The sequence below is a fragment of the Bosea sp. OAE506 genome (genome assembly GCF_040546595.1).
Classification (GTDB): Bacteria; Pseudomonadota; Alphaproteobacteria; order Rhizobiales; family Beijerinckiaceae; genus Allobosea.
This window is the reverse complement of the sequence record NZ_JBEPOB010000001.1, coordinates 2204661-2218929: the sequence shown is the minus strand read 5'-3', so window position 1 is coordinate 2218929 and position 14269 is coordinate 2204661. Positions and strand designations below refer to the sequence as shown.

Below are 14269 nucleotides of genomic sequence, written 5' to 3'. Positions count from 1 at the left end.
CTCTGATCTGGACTGAAACAGAAAACCCCGCCGTGGGCGCGGCGGGGCGGGATTAACGGGCGGGTCAAGATCTGAGCGATCAATCGGTACGAATGCCTTCGTTCAGCATGTAGACGTTCTTCAGCTTGCAGAAGTCAGCACGGTGCTCGGTCGGATCGTAGTCCTTCCACTGTACGCGGAAACGCACGGTGCACGAGCCTGCATTGCTCTTCCAATCCATGTTGGCTGTGCTGCCTGCAGGGATCGGCGCCTGCAGCCAGTTCGTGCTCCAGCCGCCGTCCATAAACGTTTGGAAGCCCGTAATGGTCCAGCCTTGCGAACGATTGTGAAGCTTAAAGGGGTAGTCGCTCTGAGCATGCGCGCTCGTGACCACCTGCGCTGCGAGGACCGCAGCCGCTATAACGAGAGTTCGAAACATGAAAAGCTCCATTCTCGCCGATATTGGCGACGCCGGCTGACGTAGAGATACGCATGGCCCTTGTCGAGGCTGAATTCGGATCGACGTTAGCGCCCGGCTGACGGTAATCATGCCGCCGCAGCGTCACGCTCGACCATCAACTGCGCCACCCTGAGCCGGTCAAGCTCGCCGCCAGTTCTGTCGCTGATCCTTTGAAGAAGGTTACTCCTGTAGCGGGGGCGATCACCGCTGGAAGCGTCGCGGCGGCGGCCGCTCCGGAAGGGGTCGCAGCGGATGTCGCGAGCATCACCAACGACTACAAGCCGGCCGAGCCGGGCGTGACACGCGACAACGCCAAGCCGGGGCAGGAGCACAACTTCGGTCTTCGTCGTCGGAAGGCGGCAACCAAGGCCGCGCGTCAGCGGATCCTTGAGACACGCCGCGAGGTCGCGGCTCTCGACGGAGCGGGGCTGGACGCGGGCACGGAAGCGGGGCGCAACATCCCCGATGCCATTGCCGGCGGGATCCGCGTCAACTCGGGAACGGTCGAGGCTGCGGGCCAGACCCTCATGTCTCGGATCACGGCCCTGTTCGGGGCGGGCGTCGATGTCCCGGTCCGGATGAACCCCAACGACGCGGCGCCGACCTCCCTGGCGGTGCCTCCCGCAAACCCGCTGAGCAGCGTTCGGGGCGGCAACGTCACCGTTCACGTCCAGACCGGCAGCGGCGATCCGAACGAGATCGCCCGGCAGGTCAGCAAGCAGGTTGCTCAGAGCTCGCGCGAGGCCCTCCGGGGAGCAAGCTGTCGGCGCTTGAGCGGGACAACCCGCGGTCGGAGTGGGTTCGGCTGCGGGAGGCGGCTACCTCTCATTTGGCTCAAGATGGGCCGATTGAATGGTCCAGACTATCGGACTTCAAAGGCCACCGCTCCCAAAGCGGCGTCCGTCTAGCTTCCGGCGACCTCGGCGTCCCCGGCCAAGCCTAGTGCGTTCTCTCAGGGTTGCTGCCCTCCCGCCCGAAACGAAGGTGCGCGCCCGTCGAGCGGGGTCTCGCCCCATCATTCACCACCCTCCCCCGCGCGATGGTAAAGTCGCTGCTTGCTTACCAGAGCCGCCGGCTATCTCTGAAGTACCTTCATCAGGCGTAAACCGAGGCCTGATAGAGCTTTCCTACAGGCCGGGAGGTAACAGTGGCGATCTGCAAGCATTGTTTCATAGAAGCCGGGTACTTCAACGATATACATCCAGAATGCCAAGAGCGGCTCGACGCTATGAGCGAAGGGCTAGCTAGCGTTACAGCAGCTCTCATGGCCGGTCGCATACCCCGGGTCGCATTCCCCGATCTCTCGCTTGTATTGCAAGATAACGAACGGCCGATTTGGTTTTACAACAACGTTCAGGAGATAGAGCAGGCTCAACGTCGCCGATTTGTCGCAGGATCGCGCGGCGTCTCGATAAGAATGATGAAAGGCGTCTCCTTCCGACTGGGCGCAACGGAAGGAACATCGGTTAGAGAAAGTTACAAAAAATCAGTAGACGTTGGCAATATTATTCTAACTACAAAGAATTTATACTATATTGGCGACGTAGACACCGATATTATCGATCTCGAAGGTGTCGTTCAGTTCGATGACAATCATGACATATTCCGGATCGATGATCGCAAGCATCGCTTCAACTTCAAGATGAAGTATGTTCATGACGCGATGTCGCTGAAGCGGCTCGTCCGTCTCGTGATCGATCTCCCAGTAGATGCCCCTTTGGGAGCACCCGAGGTCAAAGATCCTAACCGTCAGACGCCGCTGGCGCCGCCTTCAGCATTTCCAGCACCGACGCCCTCGCCAATGCAGCGGGTTTTCGGTAAGCGAAAAGCGGTGCCGCTTTGACTATCGCTATTACCAGCGACTAGCCTCGCAGGACTGCAGAATGTTGCTAGAGCGTCGCCTCGGCACCATCCTTTTTCACGCCGCGGGCGACCTCGACGAGAGCGCCATCGGGCAGCGGGCGTTGAAGCGCTATTGCCTGCTCCCATGGCGCCGTCAGCCACGTCTCGACCTCCTCCGGCTCGGTCAGGATCACGGGCATCGCCTTGGGATGGATCGCCCCGACCTCGCGGTTCGGCTCTGTCGTCAGGAAGGCGAACAGGTCGGTGGTCTCCATGCCGATCCTAATCTTGCGGACGCCGGTCCATTGCGACGTCCAGATCCCGGCGAAGAACGCCAGCGGGCGCTCCGGCGCCAGCGCGAACCAAACGTCCTGTTTCGAGCCGTGGTCGAATTCAGAGAACGACGTCAGCGGCACGACGCATCGATTGGCGACGCCGAGCCACGGCTTCCAGTGCGCACTCGCCGTGTTGCGAACGTTTGTGGTGCCGCCATCAGGCTCCAATCGCAGCAGCGCGTCGAAATCGACATCCTTGCCTTTCGCGCGGAGCTTGTTGGCCCGCTTGGTTGCGGCGTCCAGAATGGCCTTCTTCGATGACGGCATGCCCCACCGCACCATGGCGAGTTCGCGCACGCCATCGGGCGCGTTGCGGACGATTGGCGCGGGGTAGTCGGGGAAGATGCCCGGCAGCGGCGGCAGATTGCCCGTCGTGTTGCGCATTGCACGCGTCAGAGCCACGATCGCGGCCTGCCCTTTTGTAAGGCTGTAGAGATTGCACATCCGTCCACTCCCGTCAGAAGGGTCGCCACCCGCGAAACCATGAAGAGACGGCAATCATGAAGGCGAGCATCAGGATTGCGACGGTCAGCAGGCTTGTCCGGTCCGGTGGAGGATCCTCGTCGCTCTCATTCATCCTCGCCCCCCACCCGTCGCCGGGCAGGCGCCGGCTCGGCCGGAAGCATGTCGGCCTTGCCACCCTCGATCAAGGTCAGGCCCGACATCGTGGGGGGCAGATCGGGCGGCCGGCCCGATCCCACGTCGGGAAGGTAGGCACCGCAGCGGTGACCGTATTTCTGCGGCTTACGCAGCTCCGTGTGCGGGTTCCAGGGGCACCCGCCCATGAAGCCGTGCAGCACCGAGCGCACAGGTACGCGATGGCCGTATCGGGCGGCCAGCGCCGCGAGACGGACGTCGGCGTTTCGCGGGCAGACGTGGCAGCGCAAACGAACGACGACCCATGGATATCGGACCAGCGGCGTGCCGGCATCGGGCGGCTTCATATCGCATCGGCAGCCTGAGCGCGGCGAGCCCCGGAAGAGAACCGCCCCTTGACGTCCCGCGACGACGCGGCATCGCCGTCCAAAGCCATCACGGCAAGATCGGGCAACAGATTGCGGATCGCCTCTCGCGGATCGCCGTCGACCTCATGCAACGCGGCGTCGATCTGTTTGTAGGTGATGACGAGTGGGTCGATAGCCGGCGCAGACGCGCGCTGCGCGCTCACGACGCCGAGCCCATCAGATCGGAAAGATTGGTCGGGATCGAGCCGAAGGTTGCGATGACGACGGCAGGCTCGAATTCGCCTGACATAGGGTCGCCGCAGCGGGAGAACGCAATTGCGCCAGCATGATGGATGGCAAGGCCAGCAGCCCTGCTCTTAGCCTGCCATGCGTTCAGCGCCTCAACGGGCTCGCCGGGCAAAAGATCGCCTTCCTCGCCCATCATAATAGGCAAGGCGACGTAGTAGGTTATCGCGGGCATTGGCCCCTCCGATGAGAACGAAGTAAGAACATCACGACCCTCACAACGCTGTCAACGGCGCGCCAAGATTGTGCAAAAGCGATGCTACACCCATTGCGTGACAGGCGAGATCGGAGAGACTGCTGCAACACCTAATCCGGAGCCATCATGATCATCTTCGAACCGTGGGTCGGGTCGCGATACCGCGACCAGCCCGTCCGCCTACTGCTTCTCGGCGAGAGCCACTACGGCGGCGACGAGACGCGTGATCCTGAACCGGGCTCGACGAACCGCGTCGTCGCTGAATGGAAATCCGGCGGATGGGCGGTTCGGTATCTCACGACCGCCGCCCGACTGATCACCGGAAAAGAGCGCTGGCAGATCGACAAGGCAGCCGACCTCGAAGGCATCGCGTTCTACAACTTCGTTCAGGTCAACGTCGGCGACCTACGAAATCGCCCAACGTGGGCTCAGTTCCAAGCCTCGGCACCTGCGTTCAAGATGGTCCTTCGACAGATCGACCCGACCCATGTTCTCGCGACGGGCAAAGGTCTGTGGGACGCCATGCCCAACTTTGATCTCGGCCCGGGGCAGGACGTCGATCTTGCCGGTGCAAAGCGGCATATCGGCCGATATGAGACGCCTTCGGGGTCAGCGCTCGCCACTATGATCCCCCATCTCAGCCGGGGCTTTTCTTCTCCGATTTGGCACGGGCCGGTGAAAGCATTTCTTGAGATGAAGCCGTGACCGAGATCAGGACCAAACCGCTCGACGCCATCACATGGGACGACATTGTTGCGCTCGCGGCCAGTGGCGTCGCAGAAGACGCCATGTTCGAATTCAAGGGGCTCTTGCCGGAGAAGAACGGCAAGGATCATCCTTGGTATGGTGGGCGCGATCTAATCACTGACTCTACGCGCGATGAACTCGCTGCCGAAGTAGTCGCACTGGCGAACGCTTATGGGGGCCGACTGATCATCGGCATTGCGGAGACGCAGGATCGGCCACGCAAGGCGGCCTCTTTGGCGCCATTGCCCCGCTGCGAAAGGTTCGCTGAGCAATTCGAGCAAGCGCTCCGCTCGATCGTCGATCCTCCAATCGGCGGCTTTCAGATCAAGACGATCCTCGATCCCGAGACAGAAAACACAGGGGCGGTAATCATCGCCGTGCCTGCCTCTGATCTTGCGCCTCACGGGATTGGACGCCCGCCGGCAGCATACGTACGGCGCGGAACATCCTGCGAAGCCATGACAATGCGCGATCTCCAATCGGTGTTTTGGGACGCTAGAACCCGCCAGCAAAGGGTTCGCGAGATAAGGGCCGAGCACTCTCAGGAAATGGCCAGTTGGCCTGAGCGCAAGCTGAGTTTAGGTCTCATCGACAGCAATGGGTCGGCCGTTCACCCACAGACGCGAGGCTTATTTTTGAGAGTATCCGCGATACCTCAACAAGCATTCTCGATCTCTCCATTTCCATTTGACCACTTGCGCCAGTCGCTTCGACCAAGCCTGTCGAGGATCGCGCCGAATGCCAGCGCTCCATTCGGGGACGGCTCCTTCGGAAGCGGCTGGACCCGCACCGCGCATGGCGCTTGGTATACAGCGCGGGGACCCGGCCGCTGGGCAGTCCGCGACGATGGAACTCTATCGCTGATTGGCTTTAAGCCGGGAATGCCCGGTGCCAATCCGGACGCCCCTGTCAATTTCCACCATCCGGGCTGGTATGCGGCACTCTGCGGTCAAATGATGATTGCGGCAGACCGCTTACGACGAGACGCGGGAAGACCCGATGTTCCAATTGAACTGGATGTTGAATTCATAGCGGACGGTGAGGTGACCGGCGGAAACACCAGCGCTTACGCGTGGGGGGGTGACACGTCGGGGAAAATGCTGCCGAAAATCGAGATTGGCCCAATCCTTCTCACCTCGCGGGCATCCTTCGATGAAAGTTATAGGCGCCTCGAAAGTGAAGTTTGGCATGCGTTTGGCCTGACAGAGTTCGCTTCCTCCACAATCAATTTCGAGGCGGCTTTCGCTGGGTATCGCCCTGCTTCTTGACCAAATTGCCGTAGGCAGCCGCCGCCAAGGCCGTTATCGACGGCTTGGTCGCTCAGATCGACGAGAACTCGGAGCGCCGCGAGATCAGCGGGATCGAGGAGGCCAAGCTTATCGCTCGGAGGGTTGAGATGATGGACGCGCGGAAGCGGGTTGCGGAGGCGGACCATGCAAATTCGCGCCAAGTTGGCGCGAATTCAAAGACGCCGACTAATCCTAAAGGGTCGGGCTGGAAGGCCGGCGGGATCAAGCAGACCGCCGGCGACCTCGGCCTACCTGAGCAGCGCATCCGCCACTCTCCCGCGATAGCGGGCTTCGGGCCGGAGACAAAGGCCCGCGCCGCGCACAGGCTTAGGGACATGAGCGATCCACAGCGAATAATCGATCCCCTGTAGGATGTTGCATCCGACCGCTGATACGATGACCGACCACACCCTACTCGACGCTTCGGATGCCCTCCGACGACAGCCTCTTGGTGCCGAATTGAAGAAAACCAGAGGCGGGAGAATTAAATGGAATACTCGTCACGCTAAATTAAGCCTTAAGCGCAAGCTGCTTCATAAAATAAATCGTAAATTGAGAAACATACTTGGGTCTGATTTCTGGCGCGATCATGAAGGTCGATAGGTCACAGTATACAGCAACGGAAAGACTTCACGCTCTCGCCTAATTGGCAAACCGAGAGCCGCGCCGACGGTTCTTTCTTTAGCCAAGAATTATTTAGAAACCACGCGTTTCCTGAGGGCTCTTCGAGAGGGCTTGTTTCAGTCTTACCGCGTATCTTCGACCAGAAGAGGGAGACGAGCAAAAAGGAGCCTCGGCGACCGGCCCCCGTCCACTATGCGCAGCTTCTGGGACTTTGCAACAATCAAGGAAATCAGTCCCGCAGTTGCTCTAATAATTGCTAGCGAATACCATCGCTTTAGCCGCGGACGAAGTTGGGTTCCGAGAGCGGTTAACATCGAAAGTTGGGATCCCGACGTAAGAGCGGTGCTTGATGCAGTCGGTTTTTTGAGCCTTGCAGGCACTGAGCCAACATCCTCAGAAATACTCAATATCGACCATCTTTCGATATTGAAGATGCGCGCTGGCAATCAAGCATCGGGGGAGAAAGTTAGCGAACTTCTTGAAGAACTCGGCGTTGCGGCGATGCTGAATGACGCGCCTCTGTATGAGGCGATTATCGAGGCCCTAACGAACACACGACACCACGCCTATCCTGAGACCCATGATTTTGAACCACCCCATGTGCCGGGCTGGTGGATGACCGGATACGTCAACCGGGAAACACGCGAGTTCAGCGTAATTGTGTACGATCAGGGCGTCTCGATCCCCGCCACGTTGCCGCTTTGGAAGCGTTTCGGTGAGCTATCGGCGTTTTGGAGAAAAGCGTTCCGGACCGATCCCGATTTCGAGGACATGGCCAGCGACGGCACCGCGATCCGGGCTGCCATGACAGTCGGCAAAAGCCGCACAAACTTGGCAACTCGCGGCAAAGGCCTCCACGCAATTGAGGATGCAGTTAACCGCTGCGACAACGGAGAGCTTGCAATTTACAGCCGCTGTGGCGAGTATCGAAAAACGTCTGGTAGGCCTAGCCGTCACTTCAACCGGAACGAAGCGGTTGGGGGGACGTTGGTCGTCTGGCGAATGAGTTTTTCGGCGGATCAGCTAGATGATGATCAAAATCGCTAGCGACTTTAGTCCCTATCCGGGCGGCCGTTATCGGACAGACGGCGCTTGGAATGGGCAAGCTTTTCGCGAAGAAAAGCTTGTTCCCGCGTTGCAGCGAGCAGATGTTGTCACCGTCGATTTGGATGATGTCCGAGGTCTTCCTCCTTCATTTCTTGAGGAGGCATTTGGTGGCTTACTGCGAGACGGCTTCAAACTGCCGGATCTTGAGAAGCGGCTAAAAATCGAAGCAAGAAGCCGCCAGTTTGCTCGTTATCCAGCGATGATTTGGCAAATGATGCAGCAAGCATCTGGTAACGTCTCGGCGCGTGCCGTTTGAGCCTGTCCAACTTATAGCCGGCGCGCTTGTAGGTTTTGGAACCACAGGCGCACTGCGCTTATGGCAATACCGACGCGATATGTGGCTCTCGCGGACGAATGAGTTATCGGCAGCGGTTCAACAATTTTCAGATGAAGCAGCCAGCTATTGGGCCGAGGTTGGCCGCAAGGGTGCTCACGAACGGGCTAACATCAAACTTCAGGAAGCGCGGCTGTTGGGAATGAACACCGTCATCGACGGTATGTGGCCGACGATTGGCGACCGCCTAGACGAGCCTGAGGCACACAAAATTGAAGAGCTTCTCAACGAAATGACCGTGATGGCTCTTGGCGGGGAGTTTGGCTCCGAAACGAAAGAGCCGCGGCCGAGCCTTCCAGAACAGATTATTCGGTTAGGCGCTTCGATACGGGTGATGGTTCAAGAGGAAGTCGCCAACGCCCTGACGCTTCGGGGGTGGTGGCGATTTGTTTGGCAACGCGCGGATCGTATTCAGACTGCCGCAGAGCGCGGCGATGTGGCGATAGCTCGAAAGAGAAGTCGGGTCTGACTTTCTGAGTTGCAAGCCCGTATTGAGGCCGTGCGCCCCGTCGGCTTCGTGCCATGCGGGGCGCTTTTTTGCGTTCTGGGCTTTATCGCTAGGCCGCGAAGGACCCGAAAAGAACGGCGTTCTCACCGTGGGGGTTTTGCGCGAAACGCTCTCCCGCTACCAACGGATCTTGGCGATCCACGTCGTCAGAGTTCAGACCTCCGATCACATTCATACGGCGCCCCTGATCGCCCGCATCGGGCGTGAGGCCGGGCAGAGGGTCGAGGGATGTGCAACCTCTACAGCCACACCCGCAACGTCGAGGCGATGCGCCGGCTGTTCGCCGGTTTCGACGTCGCCGCGCAAATCGTGCCGCAGCCCGGCATCTTCCCCGACTATGCCGCGCCGGTCATCCGCAACGAGGGCGGGACGCCGACGCTGGCGCTGACGCGCTGGGGCCTGCCCTCGCCGGTCTTCGCGCTCGAAGGCAAGAAGACCGACCCCGGCGTCACCAATGTGCGCAACACCAAAAGCCCGCACTGGCGCCGCTGGCTCGGCATCCAGAACCGCTGCCTCGTGCCCTTCACATCCTTCAGCGAGTTCAACAAGGCCGAGGGCGGCGACATCTGGTTCGCCTTCGGCGAGGACCGCCCGACGGCGTTCTTCGCCGGCATCTGGACGCCGCAATGGACCAGCGTGCGCAAGCTGAAGGAGGGGCCGGTCTCGTCCGATCTCTACGCCTTCCTCACCACTGATCCCAATGCCGAGGTGCAGGCGATCCACCCCAAGGCCATGCCGGTCATCCTGACGACGCCCGAGGCCTGCGAGACCTGGATGACCGCGCCGTGGGAATACGCCAGCGCGCTCCAGCGTCCCCTCCCGGACGGCGCCCTCCGGATCGTCGCGCGCGGGGTGAAGCAGGACGGGAGCAAATAGGAGAGTTCCAGCACGGCGCAGGAGTCATGAGACGCTTGGGACATCTTGAAACGCGTCGAGCGAAAAGAGTGAAATACTGACTGGCCGGCGCCCAAACAAGCTCATCCGCAGTGACAGCAGACCGAATTGCCGCCGCGCGAAGACGTCAGATCGACGCTCCAAGTATGGTTAATCGTTTATTGAGACAAATTGCGTCCAATCGCCCTCGAACCGGGAGATGGATGATGGTGAGTCGAAGTGGATGGTTGACGACGCTCGCCGGGCTCGCCCTCCTGTCAGGACCGACGCTGGCACAAGGCTTCGATCCGGGCACATCGACGGGCCCTGCAAGCGAGCAAATGTTCAGCTTCACGCCGTCCATCGGGCATCTGCGGAGTGTTTCAACAGAAAACGTCTATGATCCTTTGAGCCGGAGCAAGATCAGCCAGCTCGATTGGAAGAGTCAGGCGATGACGCTGGGCGGTCGGGCAGCCGTGCGCCCGTTCGACGGGGTCGTGCTCCGTGGCAGCCTCTGGGCAGCCGTGGCGTCGCAAGCCGACATGCGCGACCGGGATTGGCTCTTCGGCTACGAGGGCGACGATTCCTGGAGCCACCAGTCGCTGCACCCCGACACCCGCGTTCCGAAGGCATGGCAAGCCGATGTGAGCGTAGCCTATCGGGTGATCGACGGCGGGGATTTCGCAATCTCCGCCCTGGCCGGTTTCCGCCACTATGACATCAAGTACCGGGCTTATGGCGGCAGTTATGTCTACTCGCAGAATGGGTTTCGCGACGCGGTCGGAAGCTTCGATCCGAGCCGGTTGGGCATCTCCTATCGGCAACAATGGGATACGCCCTATCTTGGGCTTGGAACCACTTATCGAGGCGAGACACTGTCACTATCGGCCGAAGTCTATGGGAGCCCCGCCAGCTTCGGCCGTGACCGGGATTATCACGCGTTACGCTACACGCTCTTCACGGAGAAGTTCGCGCCCTCTGCCATGATCGGCGCCAATCTCGCGGTCGAGTACCCTCTCACAACCGCCTTCTCGATCGTCGGCCGCGTCGATTACACCAAATACTTCGAAGCCAAGGGCGGCACTCGGATCTACGACGCCGCCAGCGGCCAGTTTGCGCGTATCCCGAAGCCGGGCGCAGGTGCGGATGCCGAGGCGTTGAACGTCTCACTTGGGGTCAGGGGAAAGATCTGACGCACACGTTGGAATTGGCCCCGCTCGCGAGCAGCTGGACTGAAATGAATAGGCAGGCCGCTGTGGGGCGCGGTATGCGACCTTCTCACGCGACCTCTGAATCGTTTGGCAGCCTCCCTCTTCTGCGGAGCGACGCACCTGGCGAGTGAGGCTGCCCTGATACAGCGGCGCTCCGGCGCCAGCCTCGCAACCGCCGGATACACCGATGACAGCCGCCGCCGACACCACCTGGACCGTTCCCGCCGCCGACGCCGCGCCGCTGGAGAGCATCCGCTTCCATGGCCTGCAGGCCGGGCCGAAGCTGCTCGTGCTCGGCGCCGTGCATGGCAATGAAAGCTGCGGCCCGAAGGCGATCGCGCGCATCGTCGAGGATTGCCGGGCCGGCCGGCTGCTGATCGCGCGCGGCGAGGTTACCTTCGTGCCCGTGACCAACCCCAAGGCCTATCGCCAGAACACCCGCGAGGGAGACCGCAACCTCAACCGCGACCTGCGCGAGCGGCTGCAGCCGGTCGACAACGAGGACCGCATCGGCCGAAGGCTCTGCGCCCTGCTGCGCGAGCACGAGGTGCTGCTCGACGTCCATTCCTTCCGTGGCGAGGGCGAGCCCTTCGTCTTCTTCGGCCCGGAGGACAACACCGGCCCGCTCGAACCCTTCCGGCACGGCGCGGCGGAACTCGCGCTCGCCGCCTGCCTCGGCGTGCCCGTCGCGATCCATGGCTGGCTCGACAACTACGTCCAGATCATCGCCGCGCGCGAGCGGCTGAACCTGCCGCCGCTGTCGGTCACCGAGGGTTTTGGCACGACCGAGTTCATGCGCTTTGCCGGCGGCTATGGCGTGACGCTGGAATGCGGGCAGCATGACGATCCGGCTTCCGTCGAGATCGGTTATGCCGCCATCCGCAACACGCTCGCCCATCTCGGCCTGATCGACACGCCCGCCCCGGCGCCGGCGCTCGCCTGCGTGATCCAGATGACCGAGGTGGTGATCTGCGAGGCGGAGGGCGACCGGGTGGCGGAGGGCTGGAAGACCGGCGACCGCGTCCCGGCAGGCGCCCTGCTGGCGAAGCGTGCCAATGGAACCGCCGTGACCGCGCCGAGCGACGGCTTCGTCATCTTTCCGAGCGCCACGGCCAAGCCCGGCGAGCCGATCTGCCATTTCGGCGTGGCGAGCCCGCGCCGGCCGCTCTGAGCGCCTTCAGAGACAGTTCACCCAGAGAACCCGTGTCTCGCCCGAAGCCGCATTGGCGAAGCGGTGCGGCCGCGAGGACAGGAAGCGGAAGCTGTCGCCCTCCTGCAGTGTCCAGCTTTCGTGCTCGACGCTGAGGTTCATCGCGCCGCTCATCACCAGCCCGGCTTCCTCGCCGCCATGGGTGTAGAGTTCGTCGCCCGTGCTGGCGCCCGGCTCCATCTCGACCAGATAGAGGCTGAGCTTGGCGCCCTCGCTATGCGGCGTCAGCAGCTGCTTGCGGATGCCGGAGCGCCAGAGCTGCAGCTCGCTGCGCCCGCCTGCGCGCACGATCGTCGCGGTCTGCGGCCCCGCCCCCTCGCCGCCCTTGGGAAAGAGATCGCCGATTCCCACCCCCAGCGCATCCGCCATGCTGGCGAGCGCCCGCAGGGTCGGCGAGGACTTGCCGCGCTCGATCTGGCTGAGGAATCCGATCGAGAGATTGGTCCGGCCCGACAGATCGACCAGCGAGAGGCGGCGCTCGCGGCGCAGGCGGCGCAGGCCGGCCCCGATCTCAGAATCGACTTCCGGCCGGGACGGCGTGGCGGCAGGGCTGCTCATGAAGGCTCCATTCGTCGCCGCTATTTCATGCACGTGAAATCGCTTGCCGACAAGTTTGTCCTATGCTCGTATCTTCACGCAGATGAAAATTACCGCGCAACTCAGCCACATGCGCAACCGGGGGATTTTGCGATGGAACGTCGGACCTTTCTGTCGATGCTGGCAGGCAGCGCGCTCGCGGCCGGGCTCACTCCGGCGCAGGCGCAGGCGGTGCTGAAGGTCGGTTCGACGCCGACCGGCAGCCCCTTCACCTTCCTCGACACCAAGACCAACACCATCGAAGGCGTGATGGTCGACCTGATCAAGGCGATCGCCGCCGTCTCCGACTTCAAGGTCGAGGTCGAGGGCATGCAGTTCTCGACGCTGATCCCGTCCCTGACCGGCAGCAAGGTCGATATCGTCGCCGCCGCGATGTACATCACCCCGGTCCGCAAGGAGGTTATCGACTTCTCCGATCCGATCTACACCTATGGCGAGGGCCTGATCGTGCCGGCCACCGACACGAAGGACTACGTCACCCTCGAAGACCTCAAGGGCAAGACGATCGGCGTGCAGATCGGCACGGCCTATGTCGACAAGCTGCAGACCTCGGGCCTGTTCTCGGAGGTCAAGCTCTACAAGACGCTGCCGGACATCCTCGCCGATGTGAACGCCGCCCGCGTTCAGGCCGCCGTCTTCGACCTGCCGATCATCGCCTACAACCTCTCGCAGGGGCAGTTCCCCAAGGTCCGGATCGTCAAGTCCTACAAGCCCGTGATCTCCGGCTCGGTCGGCATCGGCGTGCGCAAGACCGATGGCGAACTGCTGAAGAAGATCAATGCCGGCCTCGCCAAGCTCAAGGCCGACGGCACGGTCGACAAGATCCTGGCCAAGTGGGGCCTCGTGTAATTCGGTAGCAAAAGCCACCCTTAAAGCCGTCATCCCGGACAAGCCGCGAAGCGGCGCCGATCCGGGATCCATGCCGGAACGGTTCCGGAATGGATCCCGGGTCTTCGCTTCGCTTCGCCCGAGATGACGTGCCGTCGTTGGCGGACTGCCGCGACATCCTTTCGAACCACCGCCAAGAACCGCATGCAAACATTCCTGCGCGACGCCACCCAGTTCCTGCCGCTGCTGCTGCAGGGCATCAAGTTCACGCTGATCGTGGCGCTGGGCTCGCTGGCGCTCTCGACCGTGCTCGGCCTGGTCTGGGCGCTGATGCGCGTCTCCGGCATCGGCTGGCTGGCGACAACCGCCAAGATCGTCGTCAACACGCTGCGCGGCATCCCGATCCTGGTGCAGCTCTTCTACATCTACTTCGTGCTGCCCGAGTTCGGCATCGCGCTCTCGGCGCTTCAGGCGGCGATCATCGGGCTCGGCATCGCCTATTCGGCCTATCAGTCCGAGAACTTCCGCGCCGGCATCGAGGCGATCGACCACGGTCAGATCGAGGCCGCCCAGTCGATCGGCATGGGCTGGGGCCTGACCATGCGCCGGGTGATCCTGCCGCAGGCGGTCCGCCTCGTGCTGCCGCCCTATGGCAACATCATGGTGATGATGCTGAAGGATTCCTCGCAGGCCTCGACCATCACGGTGGCCGAACTGACGCTGCAGGGCACGCTGATCGCCTCCTCGACCTTCAAGAACATGACCGTCTACACGCTGGTCGCCCTGCTCTATCTGGCGATGTGCCTGCCGCTGATGGCGCTGGTGAGCTGGCTCGAACGCCGCTTCGGCAAGGGGACGCGGCGATGACCAGGCATGCGG

General features: G+C 61.9%; 18 protein-coding genes. 12 read left to right on the top strand and 6 right to left on the bottom strand.

What is annotated here, in order from left to right; translation table 11 throughout:
• Nucleotides 1-79 precede the first annotated feature (79 nt).
• Nucleotides 80-418, bottom strand: a complete 339-nt coding sequence (locus ABIE41_RS10765) for a hypothetical protein (protein WP_210321068.1) — start codon at nt 416-418, stop codon at nt 80-82.
• Nucleotides 419-609: 191 nt separating this feature from the next.
• On the opposite strand from ABIE41_RS10765, the gene ABIE41_RS10760 reads away from it, so the two are divergent.
• A complete protein-coding gene (locus ABIE41_RS10760; protein WP_192644459.1) occupies nt 610-1347 on the top strand; it encodes a hypothetical protein in 738 nt (245 codons plus the stop codon).
• A gap of 239 nt (nt 1348-1586) precedes the next feature.
• Nucleotides 1587-2282: a hypothetical protein gene (locus ABIE41_RS10755; RefSeq protein WP_192644458.1), complete on the top strand. Its 696-nt coding sequence runs from the start codon at nt 1587-1589 to the stop codon at nt 2280-2282.
• A 46-nt stretch (nt 2283-2328) separates the two neighbouring features.
• Here the strand turns inward: ABIE41_RS10755 and ABIE41_RS10750 are convergent, their stop codons facing one another.
• From ABIE41_RS10750 to ABIE41_RS10735, 4 genes are all read right to left on the bottom strand, one after another.
• Nucleotides 2329-3060 (bottom strand): SOS response-associated peptidase, encoded by a 732-nt coding sequence (locus tag ABIE41_RS10750; RefSeq protein ID WP_192644457.1) that lies wholly within the window; start codon nt 3058-3060, stop codon nt 2329-2331.
• A gap of 125 nt (nt 3061-3185) precedes the next feature.
• Nucleotides 3186-3560 carry a hypothetical protein gene (locus ABIE41_RS10745; RefSeq protein WP_192644456.1) on the bottom strand — a complete coding sequence of 125 codons (375 nt, stop codon included), beginning with the start codon at nt 3558-3560 and terminating at the stop codon, nt 3186-3188.
• Nucleotides 3557-3784 carry a hypothetical protein gene (locus tag ABIE41_RS10740; RefSeq protein WP_192644455.1) on the bottom strand — a complete coding sequence of 76 codons (228 nt, stop codon included), beginning with the start codon at nt 3782-3784 and terminating at the stop codon, nt 3557-3559. Before ABIE41_RS10740 ends, ABIE41_RS10745 begins: the two co-directional genes overlap by 4 nt.
• A complete protein-coding gene (locus ABIE41_RS10735; protein WP_192644454.1) occupies nt 3781-4041 on the bottom strand; it encodes a hypothetical protein in 261 nt (86 codons plus the stop codon). Before ABIE41_RS10735 ends, ABIE41_RS10740 begins: the two co-directional genes overlap by 4 nt.
• 147 nt (nt 4042-4188) lie before the next feature.
• Here ABIE41_RS10735 and ABIE41_RS10730 point away from each other — a divergent pair, with 147 nt between their 5' ends.
• The 8 genes from ABIE41_RS10730 to ABIE41_RS10695 all read left to right on the top strand — a co-directional run bounded on the left by ABIE41_RS10730 (nt 4189) and on the right by ABIE41_RS10695 (nt 11926).
• Complete coding sequence (locus ABIE41_RS10730) at nt 4189-4767, top strand: hypothetical protein (RefSeq protein ID WP_192644453.1); 579 nt, start codon at nt 4189-4191, stop codon at nt 4765-4767.
• Nucleotides 4764-6077: an AlbA family DNA-binding domain-containing protein gene (locus ABIE41_RS10725; protein WP_192644452.1), complete on the top strand. Its 1314-nt coding sequence runs from the start codon at nt 4764-4766 to the stop codon at nt 6075-6077. The genes ABIE41_RS10730 and ABIE41_RS10725 overlap by 4 nt, the downstream gene beginning before the upstream one ends.
• A gap of 837 nt (nt 6078-6914) precedes the next feature.
• Nucleotides 6915-7769 carry a hypothetical protein gene (locus tag ABIE41_RS10720; RefSeq protein WP_192644451.1) on the top strand — a complete coding sequence of 285 codons (855 nt, stop codon included), beginning with the start codon at nt 6915-6917 and terminating at the stop codon, nt 7767-7769.
• Nucleotides 7750-8085 (top strand): STAS-like domain-containing protein, encoded by a 336-nt coding sequence (locus tag ABIE41_RS10715; protein WP_192644450.1) that lies wholly within the window; start codon nt 7750-7752, stop codon nt 8083-8085. Before ABIE41_RS10720 ends, ABIE41_RS10715 begins: the two co-directional genes overlap by 20 nt.
• Before the next feature lie 79 nt (nt 8086-8164).
• Nucleotides 8165-8632 (top strand): hypothetical protein, encoded by a 468-nt coding sequence (locus ABIE41_RS10710; RefSeq protein WP_192644449.1) that lies wholly within the window; start codon nt 8165-8167, stop codon nt 8630-8632.
• 267 nt (nt 8633-8899) lie between these two features.
• Nucleotides 8900-9547 carry an SOS response-associated peptidase gene (locus tag ABIE41_RS10705; protein WP_192644448.1) on the top strand — a complete coding sequence of 216 codons (648 nt, stop codon included), beginning with the start codon at nt 8900-8902 and terminating at the stop codon, nt 9545-9547.
• 245 nt (nt 9548-9792) lie between these two features.
• Nucleotides 9793-10737 (top strand): omptin family outer membrane protease, encoded by a 945-nt coding sequence (locus ABIE41_RS10700; protein WP_192644447.1) that lies wholly within the window; start codon nt 9793-9795, stop codon nt 10735-10737.
• A gap of 205 nt (nt 10738-10942) precedes the next feature.
• Nucleotides 10943-11926 (top strand): succinylglutamate desuccinylase/aspartoacylase family protein, encoded by a 984-nt coding sequence (locus ABIE41_RS10695; protein ID WP_192644446.1) that lies wholly within the window; start codon nt 10943-10945, stop codon nt 11924-11926.
• Between the two features lie 6 nt (nt 11927-11932).
• Here ABIE41_RS10695 and ABIE41_RS10690 read toward each other — a convergent pair whose 3' ends face one another.
• A complete protein-coding gene (locus ABIE41_RS10690) occupies nt 11933-12523 on the bottom strand; it encodes a helix-turn-helix domain-containing protein (protein WP_192644445.1) in 591 nt (196 codons plus the stop codon).
• A 132-nt stretch (nt 12524-12655) separates the two neighbouring features.
• Between ABIE41_RS10690 and ABIE41_RS10685 the strand changes: the two genes are divergently transcribed.
• Together ABIE41_RS10685 and ABIE41_RS10680 are read left to right on the top strand one after the other, a co-directional pair.
• Entirely contained in the window at nt 12656-13411 is a 756-nt protein-coding gene (locus ABIE41_RS10685; protein WP_192644444.1) for an ABC transporter substrate-binding protein, read from the top strand.
• Nucleotides 13412-13594: 183 nt separating this feature from the next.
• A complete protein-coding gene (locus ABIE41_RS10680; protein WP_192644443.1) occupies nt 13595-14257 on the top strand; it encodes an amino acid ABC transporter permease in 663 nt (220 codons plus the stop codon).
• Nucleotides 14258-14269: the final 12 nt, after the last annotated feature.

What these genes read in the sequence shown, in the direction of transcription:
- ABIE41_RS10720 (WP_192644451.1), top strand. Translation starts at nt 6,915, where the DNA reads ATGCGCAGCTTCTGGGACTTTGCAACAATCAAGGAAATCAGTCCCGCA.
- ABIE41_RS10735 (WP_192644454.1), bottom strand. Translation starts at nt 4,041, where the DNA reads ATGCCCGCGATAACCTACTACGTCGCCTTGCCTATTATGATGGGCGAG.
- ABIE41_RS10710 (WP_192644449.1), top strand. Translation starts at nt 8,165, where the DNA reads ATGTGGCTCTCGCGGACGAATGAGTTATCGGCAGCGGTTCAACAATTT.
- ABIE41_RS10765 (WP_210321068.1), bottom strand. Translation starts at nt 418, where the DNA reads ATGTTTCGAACTCTCGTTATAGCGGCTGCGGTCCTCGCAGCGCAGGTG.
- ABIE41_RS10690 (WP_192644445.1), bottom strand. Translation starts at nt 12,523, where the DNA reads ATGAGCAGCCCTGCCGCCACGCCGTCCCGGCCGGAAGTCGATTCTGAG.
- ABIE41_RS10680 (WP_192644443.1), top strand. Translation starts at nt 13,595, where the DNA reads ATGCAAACATTCCTGCGCGACGCCACCCAGTTCCTGCCGCTGCTGCTG.
- ABIE41_RS10685 (WP_192644444.1), top strand. Translation starts at nt 12,656, where the DNA reads ATGGAACGTCGGACCTTTCTGTCGATGCTGGCAGGCAGCGCGCTCGCG.
- ABIE41_RS10750 (WP_192644457.1), bottom strand. Translation starts at nt 3,060, where the DNA reads ATGTGCAATCTCTACAGCCTTACAAAAGGGCAGGCCGCGATCGTGGCT.
- ABIE41_RS10695 (WP_192644446.1), top strand. Translation starts at nt 10,943, where the DNA reads ATGACAGCCGCCGCCGACACCACCTGGACCGTTCCCGCCGCCGACGCC.
- ABIE41_RS10745 (WP_192644456.1), bottom strand. Translation starts at nt 3,560, where the DNA reads ATGAAGCCGCCCGATGCCGGCACGCCGCTGGTCCGATATCCATGGGTC.
- ABIE41_RS10715 (WP_192644450.1), top strand. Translation starts at nt 7,750, where the DNA reads ATGATGATCAAAATCGCTAGCGACTTTAGTCCCTATCCGGGCGGCCGT.
- ABIE41_RS10730 (WP_192644453.1), top strand. Translation starts at nt 4,189, where the DNA reads ATGATCATCTTCGAACCGTGGGTCGGGTCGCGATACCGCGACCAGCCC.
- ABIE41_RS10705 (WP_192644448.1), top strand. Translation starts at nt 8,900, where the DNA reads ATGTGCAACCTCTACAGCCACACCCGCAACGTCGAGGCGATGCGCCGG.